Origin of the sequence: Pseudomonas sp. B2M1-30 (genome assembly GCF_025447575.1) — a bacterium.
Lineage (GTDB): Bacteria > Pseudomonadota > Gammaproteobacteria > Pseudomonadales > Pseudomonadaceae > Aquipseudomonas > Aquipseudomonas botevensis.
Map to the genome: position 1 here is coordinate 454,769 of NZ_JAOEJT010000003.1, position 17,914 is coordinate 472,682.

Below are 17,914 nucleotides of genomic sequence, written 5' to 3' on the forward strand. Positions count from 1 at the left end.
CCCCTGCAGAAATGCAGGGGCTTTGTTGTTTCCGGGGTTTGGAAACTCCCCTGGAAGCGACCACATTGCTGCGATAAGACCAACAACGCCTTATTTTCATCGACAGATCAAACATTGCCCGCGCGCATAGCCGTTACAATTTCACATCAGCGCGACGTTGACGGGCTCTTACACCTACCTATAATGCACCCCAACACACCCGCCAAGCCTAGGTTGACCCAGTCAGCAAGCTCAAATCGTGCGGGTTTTTTTTGCCTGGAGAAAACTACATGAGGCCCTTCGACAAGCCGGCCCTCAGCGTAGAACAGCAATTGGAACTGCTAAAGCAACGAGGCCTGCACGTCGCCAACGACGATCGGGCTATGCGCTTTCTTGAAGTGGTCACGCTGTTTCGCCTGAGCCCCTACATGCGCCCCTTCCAAGAGCCAGACCCTGAACACACCTTCAAGCCCGGCAGCACCCTGAAAGCAGTCGTCGACATCTACCGCTTCGATGGTTCATTGCGACGCATAACCATGGATGCCATCGAACGTGTCGAAGTCGCCATACGAGCGACTATCAGCAATCACATGTGCCCTAAGTATGGGCCTGACTGGATAGCTGACGCGTCAATCTTCTCATCGTCATATTCACATTCTGATCTACTGCGTCCCATGCGAGATCAACTGAGCAAGGAACGAAATAAGCTTGGACGTGAGATTGATCGCATAAAAAAGAGCCGTCAGGTTGATAGTGTCCAGCAACAGCGGATTGAAAACCGTATGCGCGATAACTATTTTCGATTCTACGGATCGACTTATGCCCATCCTGAGTTGCCGCCCGCCTGGGCTGTTCTGGAGGAGCTTAGCCTTGGAACGGTATCTACCCTCTTCAATGCCATAGGCAAAAGCGTCGACAAGAAAGCAATCGCTAGCAGATTCAATCTGCCCTTCGAAGTACTGGCCTCTTGGCTCCACACCCTGACCTTCATTCGAAACTGCTGCGCCCACCACTCACGACTATGGAACCGAGAACTCTCGATTCGACCATCCTTACCCAAAGAATGGGTCATCCAAAATGCGCCTGACACCTGGCCTCAACCCAAACAGCGGATATACATCGTATTGACGATGCTGGCCTATCTAACCGACTTGATCAGTCCAGACAGCCAGTGGAAATTTCGCCTGGCCGAAATCATGGATCAGCAGGAACTGGGTTATTTGAGACTCATGGGATTTCCAAATGATTGGAAACGTCAACAGCAATGGTGTTTGGAGTAAGGAAGCCAGAAATAGACCACGATTAATTTCCTGCTTGATCACTCAAGCCAAAAATCGTGGTCTGTTCCCAACGAGTCCATGAATTCGCTCACCCAGTCGGTGAGAACATTACCGCCCTAAAAATAGCCGTGGCGCATCCAAACGTGGGTAAGCCAATGAGATCACCGCAGTCCGTCCTTCCACACGGGTCCATCCAAACAGGGCTGCAAAGCCGCCCTGTTTGGATGGACTTCACTTAAAAAATCTAAAACCCACGCAACTGTCTGTGGAAAGCCACAGATTTCCACCGGCGGATAATTTCATCCACAGCCAAAGAGTTCCCCGAAAATTAGAGCCTGACCCGAATTATCCACAGGCGTAGAAAAGATCGGGCAAAGCGCTGTCGTTGACAGCAACCCAGGTAGCCAGAACCTTTAAGGCTACGCCACATCGTGGTGGTTCTCCCAAAGTGCGATTAACGTCCGGCGGCTCGCACGGTCACAGCGATGTGATGGATGCCTACTTTTACCAGTGTGCCCACTGCGGCAACTCATCCCCTTTCATAGCTGCCCTGCAGCAACCTATCCGGTTGGCCATTTCATTGTGCCAACCTGCGCCCGTCTCTTTTTCCCGGAAAGAGACGGGCGCTTCTAATACGGCTGCAGCCCTCATCGCACATGGCTTTGCGGCAATTCCCCTCGCGACAAACGCCGATGTCACCAGCAACAGCGATGCAGATGATGGTGCCGCAGACCAGGAAATGGACTGCACCTGACTGACAGTCAGGCATGCCCCGGTCATCGCATTGCTGCTTCCACCCGGCTCAGGATCTTGCGGCACTGGTCTCGTCAACCAATGCAGCCCCACCCGCCCACCGGCAACGGTGCTCAGGGGGCCAGATCATGAGATGCCCTTGCTCCCGGTCGTAAGGAGCCGCTAGTCCCGCGCTAGAGGACACCCCACAGGTCGCAGGGGCCTTGATCCCTGATAACACTCAGCATTCTTGGCGGGATGACGTGGGGCGAGGATTGGAGAACGGCAGATGAGGTGGCCGATATGACATTGGTGGGTAGACGTGATGGTCGTAATTTCGGCTATGGCAGGCAATTGAGCTATGCAGGGCCGCAGGCGCTGAAAGACATGTTCGGCGGTGGCCACTACGGCACGGTCAAGGCGCACTGTGATCGATGGCAAGCATTCGTGAAGTGGTGCCGCTCCGAACAAGGGCCAGGTATCAATGATGCGCGGCAGATTGATCGAAAGGTGTTGGCCTCTTACGCAGCGTATCTGCGCGACATGATTAAGCGCGGTGATCTCGCCGTCAGCACCGCACAGAACCGGCTATCCAGCGTTAACAGGACCATGGCAGCACTTCGCGGTGACCAGTACGTGAAATTGCCCAGCCCGAGCACGGCGCTGGGAATGCAGCGCACCGGGGTTCGGCAGTCGGTGCCGCAGGGCCAAGACCGTGATCAGATTGAAGAGATCGTCAATGCGCTTTGCCGAAATCATCAGCAACGGGCCGCCGCGATCGTTCTGTTGGCGCGAGCCACCGGCATGCGCGTGCGTGAGGCTATCTTGGCTGATCTGCCACGGTTAAGCCGCGAGGCTAACGACCTAGGCAGGATCAACATCCAGGATGGCACCAAAGGCGGCCGAGCTGGCGCCTCAGCGCCACGATGGATTGCGGCGGACCACCATGTTCAAGACGCACTTGGGTTTGCACGACAGGTGTCGCCTGCGAGTAGCCGCAACCTGATTGCGCCAGACGAAAGCTATCTGAATGTTCTGCAGGAAATCATCCGCCCAGCGCGGGACGTGATGCATGCACACAGGCTCAAAGGCTTCCATGAGCTACGAACGGCGTATGCATGTGAACGCTATGAGCAAATCACCCAACACCTGGCGCCTATCAACGGCGGCCAATGTTGCCTGGCAGACAGGAACCTAGATCGAGAGGCCCGAAGGCAAATCAGCTATGAGTTGGGGCACGGTCGGATCGATGTGGTCGCGGCCTACATTGGAGGACGCACATGACTAAGCCATTCGATATTGAACTGTTTCTTGGACGCGGTGCTGATGGGATCGTACGCAACGCGACAGCGCCATTTACGACAAGCAAAGCTCATCCAAGCTGAGATATCTGAACGCTGGCAGCTAGAAACACCTTGGGCTTGGAAGAAAAAACATGTTGCTTGGTTTCTCGACCACCGACTAGCGAGGAGATGCAAGGCAACTCGATATTACTACCCGCTGACCGTGCGGCTGCTGGCTCGTCGTTTAGAAAGAGCTTGGGTCTTCAAGTGCTAAGAAGGTCTGACTTTGATAATCACGACCGACCGCAACCGACCCATTTCGGACTTTCGTCTCGTTGTTTATATAGGAAGTGACATAGCCCAGCTTCCGAGAACTGCCTGAATTCGAAGTCTTAGCATTCAGGTGGTTCATGGTGATAAATATGTGTCGCGGGTGGCGTTATGAGCTGAAGGAGGCCGCTCAAACGGTGTTAAAGGTTGACCGAAAGGATCAAGCAATAGCACTTAGCCTTCACGTGCGGTAAGCTCGCGCTTTACCGATTCTCAAGGAAGTCTGGTAACAGGCTTACTGATGTTGAAATTGCATCTAGTGCGGTTGTGCTGCTCGAGCTCGCAAATGACTTTCAAGTCTACAAGTTGAATAGTGGGACGAGTACGGAATGATCAACACAGCGAAGCTGTCTAGATCTGGTAAAGCGACTGACCGCTCTTGAGCATTTTTCATCTCGGGCTGATGCGGAATCAAAATAAATTTATGAGCTTAGTGCTAACGGTTTCTGCATCTCATACCTGTCGATACAAGGAGTAACCTTTTGATAGATGAGCATATTGATGAGTGGACCTTGGACGGAGTCTTGGACGAAGTTTCCCTGATTGACAGTACCATGCCGGATCGCCAGTTTGCCTTTATCCTAGGTGCTGGCGCATCATTTACATCTGGCATCCCAACGGGAAAAACTTTGGCTGAAGGTTGGCTCAAGGAGCTTCATCGTCGTGAATGCCATGACGGAACGACTTTTGACATCTGGGCAAACAGTCCGGCACACGGCATCAACGACCTCACATTTGAGTCTGCAGCAGAACATTATCCGAAAATATTTGATCGACGCTTCAGGCATGATCGGGAGGCTGGCTATGCTGCCCTAGAGCAAGCCATGGATAGCAAGTCCCCAAGCCTTGGATATTCATTACTAGCAGAAATAATTCAGAGCTCTCGTCATAAAGTTGTAGTTACGACAAACTTCGACAACCTCGTCGCTGACGCGCTCGCAATGCATGCTCACAAGTCTCCATTAGTCGTAGCTCACGAATCCTTGGCAAATTTTGTTCGCCCGCATTTACGAAGACCACTCATTGCCAAAATTCATCGAGATCTTTTTCTTGAACCTCAAAATGATGAGGTTGGCGTAGGAACACTCGATAAAGCCTGGGCTACCGCATTAAGAAAGCTCTTTCAATACTACACGCCCATTGTGATTGGCTACGGCGGTAATGATGGTAGTCTTATGGGGCTGTTGGACAGCTTGAATTTTGGAGAGATTTCAGGACGCATGATCTGGTGCTACCGAGATGATCTGCCAAATGAAAATGCATTGCGAGTATTAAAGAAGCATCATGGCATTCTGGTTAAGATACCGGGATTCGATGACCTTCTGCTCAGGCTCGCGGAGAAATTAATAAAAAATTTTGACGTGACCGCCATCGCTGACAACATTGAAAGGCTTGGCTCTCAAAGATCCAAACAATATAGAGAACAGTCCGAAAATCTTCGAAAGGCTTCTGCGCGGGGTTCAATTGAACAGCAGAAAACTGGAGAGGTGCTTATTCGATCTGCTGAGGCAGGAAAGTCGTGGTGGGCATGGGAACTGAAAGCTCGGGACGAATCTAATACCGAAGCGAAAGACTCGATCTATCGTCAAGGATTGAAACAATTCCCAAACAGTGCGCCGCTCATGGGGAGCTATGCGACTTTTCTGACAGAGCAACTTAAGAAGCATGAAGAAGCTGAAATCATGTTCACTAAAGCTCTCGAAATAGACCCGAAAGACTCCGATGTAATTTGTGGCTTAGCACTTTACCTCGCAGAGCACAAAAAAGACTATGAGAAAGCCTCCGACCTCTACCAAAAGGCTCTTGAATCAGATCCGACTAACACTTTTGTTCTAGTTAATTATGCGAACCTGCTCTTGGACCACATCAAGGACTACGATTTTGCTGAGAGCATGTATGTAAAAGCGATCGAGCTAGACCCCAGCGATGCGACAGCAACCGGAAACTACGCAACCTTACTAGCAAATAAGCGTGATAACCCCGACAAAGCTGAAGCAATGTACGAAAGAGCTCTTAAGCTTGACCCCAACTCTACCAACAACATTACCAACTATATTAATTTCTTAATAATAAAGCGCAAAAATTATACCAAGGCCGAAGCCACCATAAATAAGTTTGCCGAAAATAATCCAGACAGCGCAGAGCTTCTTGTTTGCCGCGCAATGGTTTTTGAAAATTCCCATAAAGACTATGATAAGGCCGAAGCGGCATATAAAAGCGCTGTAGAGCTAGAACCAGATAATACTCTTGCACTGCAATCATATGCGGAATTTCTAAACACCAAGCGTAAGGACTACAAACAAGCGGAGGCGCTTCACAATAAAGTTCTTGAGATTGAACCGGACAGCAGTGACAACATTGCGAATCTCGCCTCCATGAAATTTTGCAAGAATCAGCCTGGTGCACTCGACGAGGTCCCAGAGCTATTAAATCGTGCAATCTTGCTGCTATCGAAAAGCCCCTCGCAAGTGAAGGCAGAGGTTCTGTTTTACAGCTGCCTATACTCTGAATTGCAGACATCTTCCGCAGAGGCTCAGCTGGCTGAACTGAAGGTTTTACTCAAAAGTGGATTTGATAGCTATCCATGGGACTTCTCGCATGTATTCGAGTCAGTTCTACAAGACATAGTTTCGGAAAGGCGAAATTTCTATCAAGCTTTGGGAGAGGTTATTCTTGATCAGAAGAAGCTGCCAATTCTCGAAAGCTTTCAAACCTGGATTGAGCTAAAAGAAGTAGAACAAACATGTGACGAAACCTAACAGTAAATAAGCGCATTTCTGCTCTTATCCATTAGCAGCCGTTAGCCAGAGGCGCCTTTGGGTCGATAGCGGTCGTCTGTAAAAGGCTGCTTCGAGATATTTTGTGCCCCTTCCTAGCTAGTATTCGAAACCTGTGTTCTCAGATCTCACCGAAGCTTTCAAGATGTCTTTAGCAGCAGACGTCCTCTCGCATAGCAGCAATCGATAGGGCCAAAAAATTCCCGATTCGATTCCACAGAAAGCCATAACTAGCTGATTTTTTATAGATACCCTTTGAGGCAAGTCAGAAAATCCACCAAATTCCAGTCCCGCCAAAATCGGGGCCTCACAGCCAACAACCGTTCGTCTGGTGCCGGCACCATACAAAACAAAGCCCCTGCAGAAATGCAGGGGCTTTGTTGTTTCCGGGGTTTGAAAAAACCTCACGTCAAAACGCGAAAACGTCCACCTCCAAAAATTTCACGTCTCCCGTTTTGATCTCCACCAAGACGATTTCGTACTTCCCGTAACTAGCTGGCCGGGAAAAATAGATCTGTCATCTTTTTCACACCTCAGTCCGTTTGGCTCGCCCACGCGTTGAGGGTGCCTTACCGTCTCAAGCAACAACAGCAATCGGGCGGATTGCTTGTTGCTGCCAAGCCTTCGGTGTCATGCCTTCAGCCTTCACGAACGTACGGCAGAAGTGAGATTGATCGCTGAAGCCGCATTCCAGTGCGATCTCTGTGAGCAACATCGTGGAAGTCTTCAATAACTTTCTGCTCTTCATGACCCGCTGTTCACGCAGCCATTGCTGCGGGGGCATCCGGGTGCTCTCCTTGAACATGCGTGAGAAGTGACTGCGCGACAATGCGCAAGCTTCGGCGAGTTCAGTCACTGAAATGCCGGTATCCAGCCTGTCCAGCATCAGTTGTTTGGCAGTTCTTATCTGCCAGGGTTTGAGCTGCCCTGTCGAAGACAGTGTGAGAGTCGCCAGCACGGTAGATTTGTCCTTGTTCATACACACCCGTTAGTCCAGGTAACGGGATGCGAGCGCCTGACTCGAACAGCGCCGGGCCTTGGAAGTCCCCAGTGGTTCCAGGCCAGGCTCGTTGACTCGGTTCAGTCGACTGCGCACCCTTCGCAAGTCTGTGAACAGCCCCCAGGGCTGGGGCTGGCGAGGGTTCAGACAGATGCAGCGACAGGCGCCAGGGTCGGGCCATGCTGAACGCGCTCAGGCGCCTTGTGCACCATGGTGTAGGCGTAGTCGACGCCCATGCCATAGGCACCGGAATGTTCCTTTACCAGTTCCATTACGGCGTCGTAGGTGTCGCGGTTCTTCCAGTCCCGTTGCCATTCCAGCAGCACCTGTTGCCAGGTCACCGGTACTACACCGGCCTGGATCATGCGCTGCATGGCGTAATCGTGGGCTTCTTTGGTGGTGCCGCCGGAAGCGTCTGCAACCATGTAGATTTCATAGCCGGCATCGTTCATTGCCGACAGGGCGAAGGTGGCGTTGCATACCTCGGTCCACAAGCCGGAGACGATGATCTTGTTGCGACCATTTCTCTTGAGTGCGTCACGTACCTTCTGATCATCCCAGGAGTTCATGGAGGTGCGCTCCAGCAGTGGCGCGTCCGGGAACACAGCGAGTAGCTCGGGGTAGGTGTGACCTGAGAAGCTTTCTGTCTCAACCGTGGTGAAGGTGGTGGGGACATTAAAAATCTTCGCTGCCTTGGCCAAGGCAACGGTATTGTTTTTCAGCGTTTGGCGGTCAATGCTCTGAACGCCGAAGGCCATCTGTGGCTGCTGATCGATGAAGATCAGTTGGCTATTGAGCGGAGTCAGGACTTCAGTTTTAGGATTGCTCATTTTTGTTTCCTTTCAGCTTGATGAAGTTCAATCGCACAAGTCTCGGGTCCCGCACCTTGCGGGCATTACCGTAGCCACGAGCGCACTCCTCAGCGTCGTTGCTTGAGGACGAGCAAAAGATAACGAATCAAGACGCCTCTCGGTGGCGCATATTTGCGCCCCTGTCGGCTCATTTATGAGCCATCAAATACACGGTCGCGCTGCTAGCATTCGGCCCATCCATTCGGATCAAGCCGATCCGTCATGTGCAGGAGAATGCAATGGCAGCTTCACAACCGTTCAACAAGCAGACCGCCTACTGGGGTGTTTCCTGGGAAGAGGCTTATGGTTATCCCCAGGCACGGCGGGTAGGAAACGAGATCTACGTATCAGGTCAATTCAACCATGATGAGGAAGGTAATCTGGTGGCCCCGGCGCCGCTGGACGCCGACGGCAAGCCTAGTGATTTCTCTTCGATGGGAGAACAGATGCGGGTCTCTTACGACAACATTTCGAAGCTGCTCGCCCTGTATGGCGCAACCATGCAAGACGTTGTCGAGGAAACGCTTTATGTACTGGACATGGACGCTGCGTTCGCGGTGGTCGGCAAAGTGCGCAAGGCAGCCTATGGCACTGAGCGGCCTCAGTGCGCGAGCAATATCATTGGGGTGTCGAGACTTGCCCAGCGTCCGCAGCTGATTGAGATCGTGTGCAAGGCCGTGATTGGCGCCCGAGACATCTGAGCCGCACTCCCGGTTTCGATCTAAGTGGCCGGGAGTATCAATTGCCCCTCGACCAAGGGCTTTTGACTGGCCACGGCAGCGGCGCAGAAGGTCATGAATGCTTTGACTCGCCACGATTTTCGAATGTCCTGGTGAGTCAGCAGCCACAACTCATCCTGAAGCTCCGGCACCACCGGGCCGGCGCGTACCAACCCTGGGGTTATGTCGCCCAGCATGCAGGGAAGAAATCCAAATCCCAGGCCCGCCGCGATTGCAGCGCTTGCCGCTGCAACAGAATCGGTGCGGTACGCTATGCGCTCGGCAGCAACTCGGCTTTCGACATAGCTTGTCGCCTTCAAACCGCAGAGCGCTGCGGAGTATGACACCCATGCCTGGCCCTCTTCGAAAAGGGGCAAGGCCGTCACCTGCCTGGCGCAGCAGTAAGGTGCCCAGGCAATGTTCGCCAGTTTGCGTCCCACCAGGCTTTCTGCAGGTTTTCTCGTCGCTCGAATCGCGATATCCGATTCATCCCGGGCAAGGCTGAGGGTTTCATTGCCCACCAGCACCTCGATGGTGATCCCCTCGTTCAGGGCCTTGAAGTCTGCAATGATGGGGGTGAAGAAGTACAGCAGCAGCGAGTCGCTGGTGGTAATTCGAAGTTTCCCGAGGGGGCCTTGGCCTGAACGTGAAACACGCCGCGTGACGCTGACGATATCCAGCTCCACTCGCTCGGCGAGTGCTCGCAGTTCAGCCCCCTCGGCGGTGAGCAGATACCCTGATTTGCGATGATCGAACAACGCGATGCCGAGCGTTCGCTCAACCTGAGCAACGCGGCGCGAAACGGTGGATACATTGATGCCAAGCTTCTTGGCCGTAGCCGAACGATTGCCGCAATCACTGAGCGTCTTGATGATGCGCAAGTCGTCCCACGAGAGCTGATTGACAGCCTCGCCTACGTCCCACTTCGTCCCGTCAGGGGTAGCCGGAGCTTTTCCAGTTGGCGATTTCACACAGTTCGTTCCAGAGGCGAAGGCGCTGATGATACGAGAAGGGTTTGGGTGAAGCAGCCCCATTGTTCCGGCGATGGGTCTGCTGCCTGCCACCACGGCGGCTTTTGGCGGATTCCTGCGTGTTCTCTGCGGAAGGGATGATCGACTGCGGTCAAAGTGCTGACTCCAGATCCATATCTGTCGCCCATAAAAAAGCCCTCGCATCTCCGCGAGGGCTTTGTGTTTCAGCCGTTATCAGTGCCCGGCACTCTGCCCACCATCCACATGCAGAATCTCCCCGGTCACAAACCCGGCGTTGTCGAGATACACCACGGCCTGCGCAATATCCTCGACCTCGCCCATGTGCCCAACCGGGTGCAGAGCGCCCAGTGCCGCGTGGGTTTCTTCGCCATGCATCGGCGTCTTGATGATGCCCGGCGATACCGCATTCACCCGGATTCCACGTTTGGCGTATTCAATCGCCAGGGATTTGGTTGCCGCGTTGAGGCCGCCCTTGGTCAGGGAGGCGAGGACCGATGGCACGCCGTCGACGGCGTGGTCGACCAGGCTGGTGGTGATGTTGACCACGTGGCCCTTGCCTTGTTTTTCCATCTCGGTGATGGCGAGTTGGGTGATGTAGAAGAAGCCGTTGAGGTTGACCGACAGCACCGCCGCGTAGTCTTCCGGGGTGTAGGCGGTGAACGGTTTGGCGACGAAGATGCCGGCGTTGTTGACCAGCGTGTCGATGCGACCGAAGCGGGCCAGGCCTTCGCTGATGACGCGCTGGGCGGTGGCCGGGTCGCCGATGTCGCCAGCGATGGTCAGGATCTGTGGGTCGCTCGATGGCTTGATCGAGCGTGAAGTGGCGACGATGTTGTAGCCCAGTTCACGGAAGGCTTTGACCATGCCTTCGCCCAGACCTTGGGATGCACCGGTGATGACGACGGTTTTTTTAAAGTTGCTCATGATGAATTCCTCAATCAATAAATGGGTGTTGGATCAGGCCGCAGCCAGTTGCCTCAGCATTTGTTCGTAGTACTCGACCGATTGCGAACCGGACACCAGATGCGTGCCGTTCAGAATCAGTGCCGGCACCGAGTTGATGCCGTGCTGGCGGTAGAGCGCTTGCAGTTGCCGCACTTCGCTGGCGAATTCGTCGCTGGCCAGTACCTTGCGGGCTCGCACCGCATCGAGGCCGGCTTCGCTGGCCAGCCGCGCCAGGGTCGGACGGTCACTCGGGTTTTCGCCGTCGCGGAAGTAAGCACGCAGGAGGATCTTCTTCAGCGCGACTTGCTTGCCTTCCTGCGCCGCCCACAACAGCAGGCGATGGGCGTCGAAGGTGTTGTAGAAGTGCGTGCGCTTCTCCAGGTCGAACTCGAAACCAATGGCCTTGCCGCGTTCGATCTGCATCTTCTTGCCGGCGGCGACATCGGCGGCACTGCGACCGTATTTGCGCATCAGGTGCTGCACCGCCGGCTCGCCTTCGGCGGGCATGTCCGGGTTGAGCTCGAAGGGCTTGTAGGTCAGCTCTACCGAAATTTCGCCGGCCAGATTGCCGATCGCTTGCTCCAGGGCTGTCGCGCCGAGCGCGCACCAGGGGCACACCACGTCGGAGACGAAGTCGATGGTGACAGTGGCGGTCATGACTGGCCCCGTTCCGCCAGTTGCCGGCGGTATTCGGTGGTGGTCATTCCGGCGTAACCCCAGTTATCGGTGTCGATTTCTTCGATGACGATGTGGGTCAGGTCCGGACGTTTATTGAGGACGCGCTCCAGGGTTTCCGTGATCTCGGCGATCACCTGAGCCTTCTGCTCGGAGGTAACACCATCGCGGGTAATACGTACGCTGACAAATGGCATGACGATGACTCCAGTGACCTGGCCTCGGGATGATGGTCAGGTGTTGGAGCTCAATTTAGGCGTGTGGCGGGAGGGGAAAAAGTAGGGCCGGGGTACTTCATTTATGATGCGGTGTAATGAATTAGCGGCCGTACTTCCTTGGTTCATTGCGCACTGCGTGGAAATGCCTGCGGATTTCCCGCGCCTCCATCATCGCTCGCGCGGTTTTCTCGGACGGAACTCGCGCGCCTGTTGTCATGGGGCAGGTTCAACCTTTCCCGCGAAAAAGTGCCTTTGCGCCCCAAAACAAGGCACTTTTTTTGACCCCCATCACCCCCGCGTCACCAAAAAACCCGATCCTGTGTCAGCCTCCAGCCATCGGCGGGGACATCAATTGGCTACTAAATCCGCGACAACTATGCTCAGGTGCAGGAATATAGCCAGCAGATGGCGCCGGATCGGCAGTTACGTACACAACAATACCCAGCCCACTTCAGAGGGCATTACCCATGGATAGCAGAACCTTACGCAACCTCATGCGCATCGTGCAGACCGGCTCGTTGTCGGCCGCAGCCGAACATTCCTGTCTGACGGTGCAGGCGTTGGCCGCGCAGTTGAACAAGGTCGAAGAGCAGTTCGGTTTCCGCTTGTTTCGCCGTTCCAACAAAGGGCTGACGCTGACGCCGCAGGGCACCGAGCTGACGCCCTATATGGACAGAGTGCTGATCGCCACGCGTCAGATGGAAGAGAAAGTCGAGGCGCTGAAAGTGCCGGGACAACGCACGTTGAAGGTGGCGCTGAACACCACGCTGGCGCCTGACTTCAACCGGCGAATGATCGGACGCCTGATCGAGGTGTTTCCCGATTATCAGTTGGAATTCAGCTACGCCGAGTCGATGGAAAACCTCAGCAAGCTGAAGAACGAGGACTTCGACCTGGCGGTGCTGATCGGCCCGCAGCGTCCGGGGCTGCCGAGCATTGTCCTGCCGGAAGTGCAGGTGCAGGTGGTCGGTGCGCATTGCGGTCAGGAGAACGACCCGCTGACCTTGCTCGGTAACAAGTTTCAGGTGCGTCCTGCGGAAGATTGTCCGTATTCCCACAGCTTTTTGCGTTTTCTCGACGCAGGGCTGGGCAATCACGAGAACGGCCAGCGCATGGTCTACTCCTGCAGTGAAACCCTGACGCTGTCGTTGATCACGCAAATGGATGGCGTCGGCATGGTCTCTCGTGAAGCAGCGCAGAAGAACGGCCTGACGATTTTCCCGGGCTTCGAGGACTTCCTCGAAGTACGCCTGGCGGTGAACAACCCGGACCTGCCCGGCCAGGCGTTGAACGATGTGGTCGACCTGCCGCTACATGAACGAGCCGAGCGCAATGTACGCGGCCGTCCCAACCGCCACACTGAGAAAGAGGTTTTTGCTGAAATACGCACATAGCAACGTCGGGATCGCTGCATAAAATTCCGGGCGATCGAGCTGTATGTGCTGATCCTTGATCAACAAGGGTGTCAGGCTGATCGCAGCGACGATCGCCACCGGCAGGTACTCCAGCGCCCGCGCGATGAACGGTGGCCAGTGCTCGGTGTTGACCTGCAATGGCAACGCACGCGGCAGGAAGGTCACGGCCATCATCAGCGCGACCACCAGGATCAGGAACGTTTGGTCAGGCATACACCCACTCCGCAACCCACGAACGTGGCGATGAATACGTTGAACGGCGAAGTGCCGACCAGGCTCAGCGCTCCCATGCACAGAACAGCAGCCAGGGCGGCGACGAGTTTTTTCCGGGTGTTGCACAGCGACACCAGCACGTAGAGCATCATCGCGGTCAGCGCGTAGTCGAGCTGGTACTTGATCAGGTGCGACGCGTACTGCGCGCAGAGCGCGCCGAGCAATCCGCCGAGTACCCATGAGGTGTGGCAGAACAGATTGAAGCCGATCAGATAACGCACGTTCACCGGCGCGCCGTTGCCCAGTTTGACGCTGTGGAAGGCGAACGATTCGTCGGTCAGCCCGCCGGCATAGCACCAGCGCTCCATGCGACTGAGGCCGAGCACCCGCAGGGCCTTGGCCATGTACACCGACATCAGCATGTGCCGAGCGTTGATCAGGAAGGTGGTCAGCACGATGGTGGTCAGCGACGCTCCGCTGCTGATCAGCGCCAGCGCCGCGAATTGCGAAGCCCCGGCGTAGACGAACAGACACATCGCCACCGGCAGCCACAGGGGCAACCCGGCGTTGACCGCCATCAGCCCGAACACGAACGACACCGTAAAGTAACCCGCCACTACCGGGCTGGCTTCGGCAAACGTGCGCGACGGCTGACGCTCAGCCATCAGCGGCGCACTGCCGGACGTTTCATTCATAGATCCCTCTCAAATGTCCGTTCGCCGTGAGGCTCGCAAAAACCCTGGGCAGCCCAGAATCGCTTGCCCGCGAGGTTAGCATCGTCGACGAACAGAAACATCCGCAACACACCGACCCGTTTCATCTCGGCCGACGCCGCTTCCACCAGTCGCTGGCCAACGCCCTGGCTGCGATAGCGCAGGCCGACCGCCAGATGGTTGATGGTGCCGCGACTGCCGAGCATGCCACCGAGCACCGCGCCGACGATTTCGCCGGTCACGTCGAGGGCCAGGTAGGCGGTGGTGGTTTTCTGGATCAGCACACCGCGCAGGCATTTGGCGTCCTGCCATTCGCAGAAGGAGACTTCGTCGAACTGGCGGAAGAAGCGCTCCATGCGCTGCGCGTCCTTGGCGGTGGCGCGTCGCAGCACCACCGGCGTCGAGCACTCGACGCCGTCGACTGGGGTGATCTGATTAGCGAACAATGTCGAAAGCGGTCCCGGGCCGCGAGAAGGAAATCGCCAGAATCTGCCGGTACGCCATGGCATGAGAGTGGGTGTTGCGCGCAGGCGTCACGTAGTGACGCATGTCACGGTCGAGGAAGTAGGTGGTGTCGAGAATTTCCTGGTAGGTGGTCGACGCCAACTGATGCTCGTGAATGTCGTACAGCCGGCTCTCCGCGCCCTCGACGTTGTTGCGCCCCCAGAAATGCACGCCGCTGAACGGATAACCGTCGCAGTGAATGCCTTCAGGGGTGATCTCCAATTGCTTGCCGGGTTTGATCTCGATGCGGATCTGATGGATCTGGCACTGCCAGATTTCATCGTGCAGCTCTTCCGGCAGCACACTTTTGTACACTTCGAAATCGGTGTCGATCAGGCTGCGCATCACCGGCGAGTGCAGGACTTCGTCGGAGAAGTCCTGAAAGTGCCGTACTACCCCGCCCACGTAAGCATTGTTTTCCTTGGACTGCACATAGGCGCGGTGCTCGAGCTGCTTCAGCTCGCGGGTCTTGGGGTTGTATTCGAAGTCGCTGTAACGGCGGTAGCGCATGCCCGCGTCTGCCTGACCGTAGTAGCTGTCAGGCTCCATGTTTTCCCAACTGCGGGTCAGTCGGGTGAAGTCGGTGAAATGACCGTACAGGTTGAAGTCGGCGCCCTGCACGTTGGCATATTTGTCGCGCCGTAGGGATTCGCCCACTTCTTTGTTTAAAACGATCATTACCAAATTCTCCGATGCGTTGAGCGACCTAATTTATTAGGTGGAGAATTTGCGTCCATGAGAAAGAATTTCAGGCATGTGAAGCGTTGTTTGAAACGCCTGTTGAAGTGCCCGTAAATGAACTTTTAAATGACAAAAACACAGGTTTTTTCGGTTTTTTTCAGAAAAACGTCAAAAAAAACCCCGAACCAAATCGGGGTTTTTCTCATGAGTCTTTCAACTCAAACGATCATCAGAAGATGTTGATCGGGTAATCCACGAACACTCGCAGCTCGTTGCCGCTGATGTTGTACTCGCTGGACTTCTGCGAAACACGCAGGATCGAGCTACGCAGTTTCACGCTCAGGTCTTTGGCCGGGCCACTCTGCACGACGTACTTGAACTGGTTGAAGATCTCGCGCTCGGTGCCGCCTTCGCTGGTGGAGGTGGTGATGTTGTCGCCACGCACGTAAGCGAAGTTGTAGCTCAGACCCGGTACGCCGAATGCGCCGAAGTCCAGGCCGTAGCCCAACTGCCAGCTGCGCTCGTCTTCAGCGTTGAAGTCCGACCAGTAGGAGTTCGCCAGGTAGATGGTATTGCCGCCATCGCCGACACGACCCTGACCTTTCTGGTAGCCGCCATAGGCATAGCCCAGGTTGCTGTCGCCGGTGGAGCGCTGGTGCGCCACGGTGAACGAGTGCGGGCCGGTGGCGAAGGTCGCTGCCAGGCTCCAGATCTTGTTGTCGTCGCCGGTTACACCGTTTTCGCGGACATAGGAATTGTCCAGCTTGGTGCGGTAGCCGTTGAAGTCCAGGGTCAGGGACTGATCCTTGTCGATCGGCAACACGTAGTTGGCGTTCACGTATTGTTTCTTCAGCACGTCTTCGACGTCGGAAGCGTACAGAGCACCCTTGAAGCGCTCGGTGAACTGATAGCTGCCGCCCAACACGTTGATCGACTTCAGGCCACCGCTGTCACGGCCTTCAGCGCTCTTGCGCGATTCGGCGGTGAAGCGACCGGCGTTCAGTTCCAGGCCTTTGATCTCTTTGGAAGTGATCAAAGTACCGGTGTAGCTTTCCGGCAGCAAACGCGAGTTGTCGTAGTTCAGCACCGGCAGGGCCGGCATCTGGTCGCCGTAGGTCAGCACGGTGTTGGAGAGACGGAACTTGACCGCCGCGCCGCCCTTGGACAGGTCATCAGCCGCGTTGCCGCTGTCGCCCTGCTTGAAGAAATCGATACCGCCGGCGCCGCTGCGGCCTTTGCCGCCGTCCAGACGCAGTGCGTACAGACCGAAGGCGTCCACACCCACACCAATGGTGCCCTGGGTGAAACCGGACGAGAACGTACCGATGGCCGCCTGGCCCCACTCGGCTTTATCCGCGTTGCCGTCTTTATAGTCACGGTTGATGTAGGCGTTGCGCAGCAGCACTTTGAGGCTGCTGTCTTCTACAAAACCCTTGGATTCGGCCTGGTCATTAGCCATGGCCTGTGTGGCGCTCAACATCCCCAGCGCGATCAGGCTGATTCGCTTGTTCAACATTTTGTTTTCCTTATTACGGGTTGAAACGCGCTGTGTCGAACGGCTGAAACGGCGCTGATGCACTCTTTTTTCACCCCGAAAAAAAAAAGGCCCGCCCACGACAAAACCGTGGCGGGCCTTCTTATTATTTTGAGTCATGGCGGTTAGCCACAGGCGTTGGGCCGAATCGTAGCCGCGCCCTTAACAATGTGTCAATTTCAAGAATCGTCTTTAAATAGGCGAAAAACGTCTAAGAAATGACTTCATCGCGATAGCCGCTTGCACAAAACCGCCAGGGTTCAGGGATTTTGATGTCGATCAGACACAACCGTCGAGATTACACACCGCAACGCCATCGGCTGATGGGGTATCCGGGTTCGTCTCACGTAGCCACTCTGCGAACGCCTCGGGTTTGCCTAGCCACGGGCTGATGTCGATCAAGGTGAACTGACCGTCCTGCTCAAGGACGAACGTCGGAAAACCTTGCCCGCCGACCTCGGCAAGCAATCGGCGGCTGGCCTGGACGTGCCTGTCGGTATCCGCGCGCAAGAAGGCGTCGAGAAAGGTTTTATGGTCATAGCCTTCGGCGCCGGCGAGTTCCAGCAATACCGCCTTGTCGGCAATCCGTCGGCCTTCCACGTAATGCGCGGTCTGCAAACGGCCAAGCAAGTGCAGACCACGGCCATCAATCTGCTCGGCTGCCAGCACAGCGGCAATCGGCGGCGCAGAATCGAATACCGCCGTGTGATCGCGCAGCAGCCCCTCGAAATAGGCCTCGCCAAAGGGCTGGCCGGTGTACTCGGCGATTCGGCGGTCGTGAGGCATGACGTAATTGCGCAACTGCGGCGAAACGTTCTGGCGGTTGGCGCCGGTCATCATGCCGCCGCCATGGGCGACGACCGCAAGTGCTTGCTGTGCGGCTTGCACCAGCGGTTTGGCGCCGTAGCACCAGCCACACAGCGGGTCGTAAATGTAATGAAGAATCATCGGGAGCAACTCCGGCAGAAAACAATGGCGGCAGAGTAGTCCTGCAACAGCGGCGGAAAAACGCCGGATTGGCTCTCAGACTGTTTCGCGAATCGGACGAATGCGCTGCAAATCCGCTTTGTAAC

17 protein-coding genes and 1 pseudogene are annotated in these 17,914 nt (G+C 55.4%); 6 read left to right on the forward strand and 12 right to left on the reverse strand.

What is annotated here, in order from left to right; genetic code table 11:
* The first annotated feature begins 269 nt into the window (after positions 1 to 269).
* From N8H74_RS08640 to N8H74_RS08655, 4 genes and pseudogenes are all read left to right on the forward strand, one after another.
* The gene (locus tag N8H74_RS08640; RefSeq protein ID WP_262146910.1) at positions 270 to 1,259 is read left to right on the forward strand and encodes an Abi family protein; all 990 of its coding nucleotides are present in this window, start codon (positions 270 to 272) and stop codon (positions 1,257 to 1,259) included.
* Positions 1,260 to 2,294: 1,035 nt separating this feature from the next.
* The gene (locus N8H74_RS08645; protein WP_262146911.1) at positions 2,295 to 3,275 is read left to right on the forward strand and encodes an integrase domain-containing protein; all 981 of its coding nucleotides are present in this window, start codon (positions 2,295 to 2,297) and stop codon (positions 3,273 to 3,275) included.
* Positions 3,272 to 3,548 (forward strand): annotated as a pseudogene (locus tag N8H74_RS08650) (hypothetical protein). The gene N8H74_RS08645 and the pseudogene N8H74_RS08650 overlap by 4 nt, the downstream one beginning before the upstream one ends.
* A 538-nt stretch (positions 3,549 to 4,086) precedes the next feature.
* Positions 4,087 to 6,363, forward strand: coding sequence for a tetratricopeptide repeat protein (locus N8H74_RS08655; RefSeq protein ID WP_262146912.1), 2,277 nt, complete (start codon positions 4,087 to 4,089; stop codon positions 6,361 to 6,363).
* A gap of 595 nt (positions 6,364 to 6,958) precedes the next feature.
* Here the strand turns inward: N8H74_RS08655 and N8H74_RS08660 are convergent.
* Positions 6,959 to 7,360, reverse strand: coding sequence for an AraC family transcriptional regulator (locus N8H74_RS08660; protein ID WP_262146913.1), 402 nt, complete (start codon positions 7,358 to 7,360; stop codon positions 6,959 to 6,961).
* Between the two features lie 164 nt (positions 7,361 to 7,524).
* Entirely contained in the window at positions 7,525 to 8,211 is a 687-nt protein-coding gene (locus tag N8H74_RS08665) for a hydrolase (protein WP_008020170.1), read from the reverse strand.
* 260 nt (positions 8,212 to 8,471) lie between these two features.
* Between N8H74_RS08665 and N8H74_RS08670 the strand changes: the two genes are divergently transcribed.
* A complete protein-coding gene (locus tag N8H74_RS08670) occupies positions 8,472 to 8,933 on the forward strand; it encodes a Rid family hydrolase (protein ID WP_085728611.1) in 462 nt (153 codons plus the stop codon).
* A gap of 20 nt (positions 8,934 to 8,953) precedes the next feature.
* Here the strand turns inward: N8H74_RS08670 and N8H74_RS08675 are convergent, their stop codons facing one another.
* The 4 genes from N8H74_RS08675 to N8H74_RS08690 all read right to left on the reverse strand — a co-directional run bounded on the left by N8H74_RS08675 (position 8,954) and on the right by N8H74_RS08690 (position 11,760).
* Entirely contained in the window at positions 8,954 to 9,832 is an 879-nt protein-coding gene (locus N8H74_RS08675) for a LysR family transcriptional regulator (protein ID WP_225930020.1), read from the reverse strand.
* A gap of 324 nt (positions 9,833 to 10,156) precedes the next feature.
* Positions 10,157 to 10,867: an SDR family NAD(P)-dependent oxidoreductase gene (locus tag N8H74_RS08680; RefSeq protein WP_262146914.1), complete on the reverse strand. Its 711-nt coding sequence runs from the start codon at positions 10,865 to 10,867 to the stop codon at positions 10,157 to 10,159.
* Between the two features lie 33 nt (positions 10,868 to 10,900).
* A complete protein-coding gene (locus N8H74_RS08685) occupies positions 10,901 to 11,545 on the reverse strand; it encodes a DsbA family oxidoreductase (protein ID WP_262146915.1) in 645 nt (214 codons plus the stop codon).
* On the reverse strand, positions 11,542 to 11,760 hold the full coding sequence (locus tag N8H74_RS08690) for a 4-oxalocrotonate tautomerase family protein (protein ID WP_262146916.1): 219 nt from the start codon (positions 11,758 to 11,760) through the stop codon (positions 11,542 to 11,544). The genes N8H74_RS08685 and N8H74_RS08690 overlap by 4 nt, the downstream gene beginning before the upstream one ends.
* 488 nt (positions 11,761 to 12,248) lie before the next feature.
* On the opposite strand from N8H74_RS08690, the gene N8H74_RS08695 reads away from it, so the two are divergent.
* A complete protein-coding gene (locus N8H74_RS08695) occupies positions 12,249 to 13,175 on the forward strand; it encodes a LysR family transcriptional regulator (protein WP_217831813.1) in 927 nt (308 codons plus the stop codon).
* Here the strand turns inward: N8H74_RS08695 and N8H74_RS08700 are convergent.
* The 6 genes from N8H74_RS08700 to N8H74_RS08725 form a co-directional block, all read right to left on the reverse strand.
* Entirely contained in the window at positions 13,092 to 13,409 is a 318-nt protein-coding gene (locus tag N8H74_RS08700) for an AzlD domain-containing protein (RefSeq protein ID WP_007909127.1), read from the reverse strand. The two genes, N8H74_RS08695 and N8H74_RS08700, sit on opposite strands and share 84 nt — an antisense overlap.
* Positions 13,388 to 14,104: an AzlC family ABC transporter permease gene (locus N8H74_RS08705; RefSeq protein ID WP_217831811.1), complete on the reverse strand. Its 717-nt coding sequence runs from the start codon at positions 14,102 to 14,104 to the stop codon at positions 13,388 to 13,390. The genes N8H74_RS08700 and N8H74_RS08705 overlap by 22 nt, the downstream gene beginning before the upstream one ends.
* Entirely contained in the window at positions 14,101 to 14,478 is a 378-nt protein-coding gene (locus N8H74_RS08710) for a GNAT family N-acetyltransferase (RefSeq protein WP_217832039.1), read from the reverse strand. Before N8H74_RS08710 ends, N8H74_RS08705 begins: the two co-directional genes overlap by 4 nt.
* 79 nt (positions 14,479 to 14,557) lie before the next feature.
* Positions 14,558 to 15,304 carry a 2OG-Fe dioxygenase family protein gene (locus N8H74_RS08715; protein ID WP_217831810.1) on the reverse strand — a complete coding sequence of 249 codons (747 nt, stop codon included), beginning with the start codon at positions 15,302 to 15,304 and terminating at the stop codon, positions 14,558 to 14,560.
* A gap of 232 nt (positions 15,305 to 15,536) precedes the next feature.
* On the reverse strand, positions 15,537 to 16,823 hold the full coding sequence (locus N8H74_RS08720) for an OprD family porin (RefSeq protein WP_217831809.1): 1,287 nt from the start codon (positions 16,821 to 16,823) through the stop codon (positions 15,537 to 15,539).
* A gap of 297 nt (positions 16,824 to 17,120) precedes the next feature.
* Positions 17,121 to 17,789, reverse strand: coding sequence for a DsbA family protein (locus tag N8H74_RS08725; RefSeq protein WP_262146917.1), 669 nt, complete (start codon positions 17,787 to 17,789; stop codon positions 17,121 to 17,123).
* Between the last annotated feature and the right edge of the window lie 125 nt (positions 17,790 to 17,914).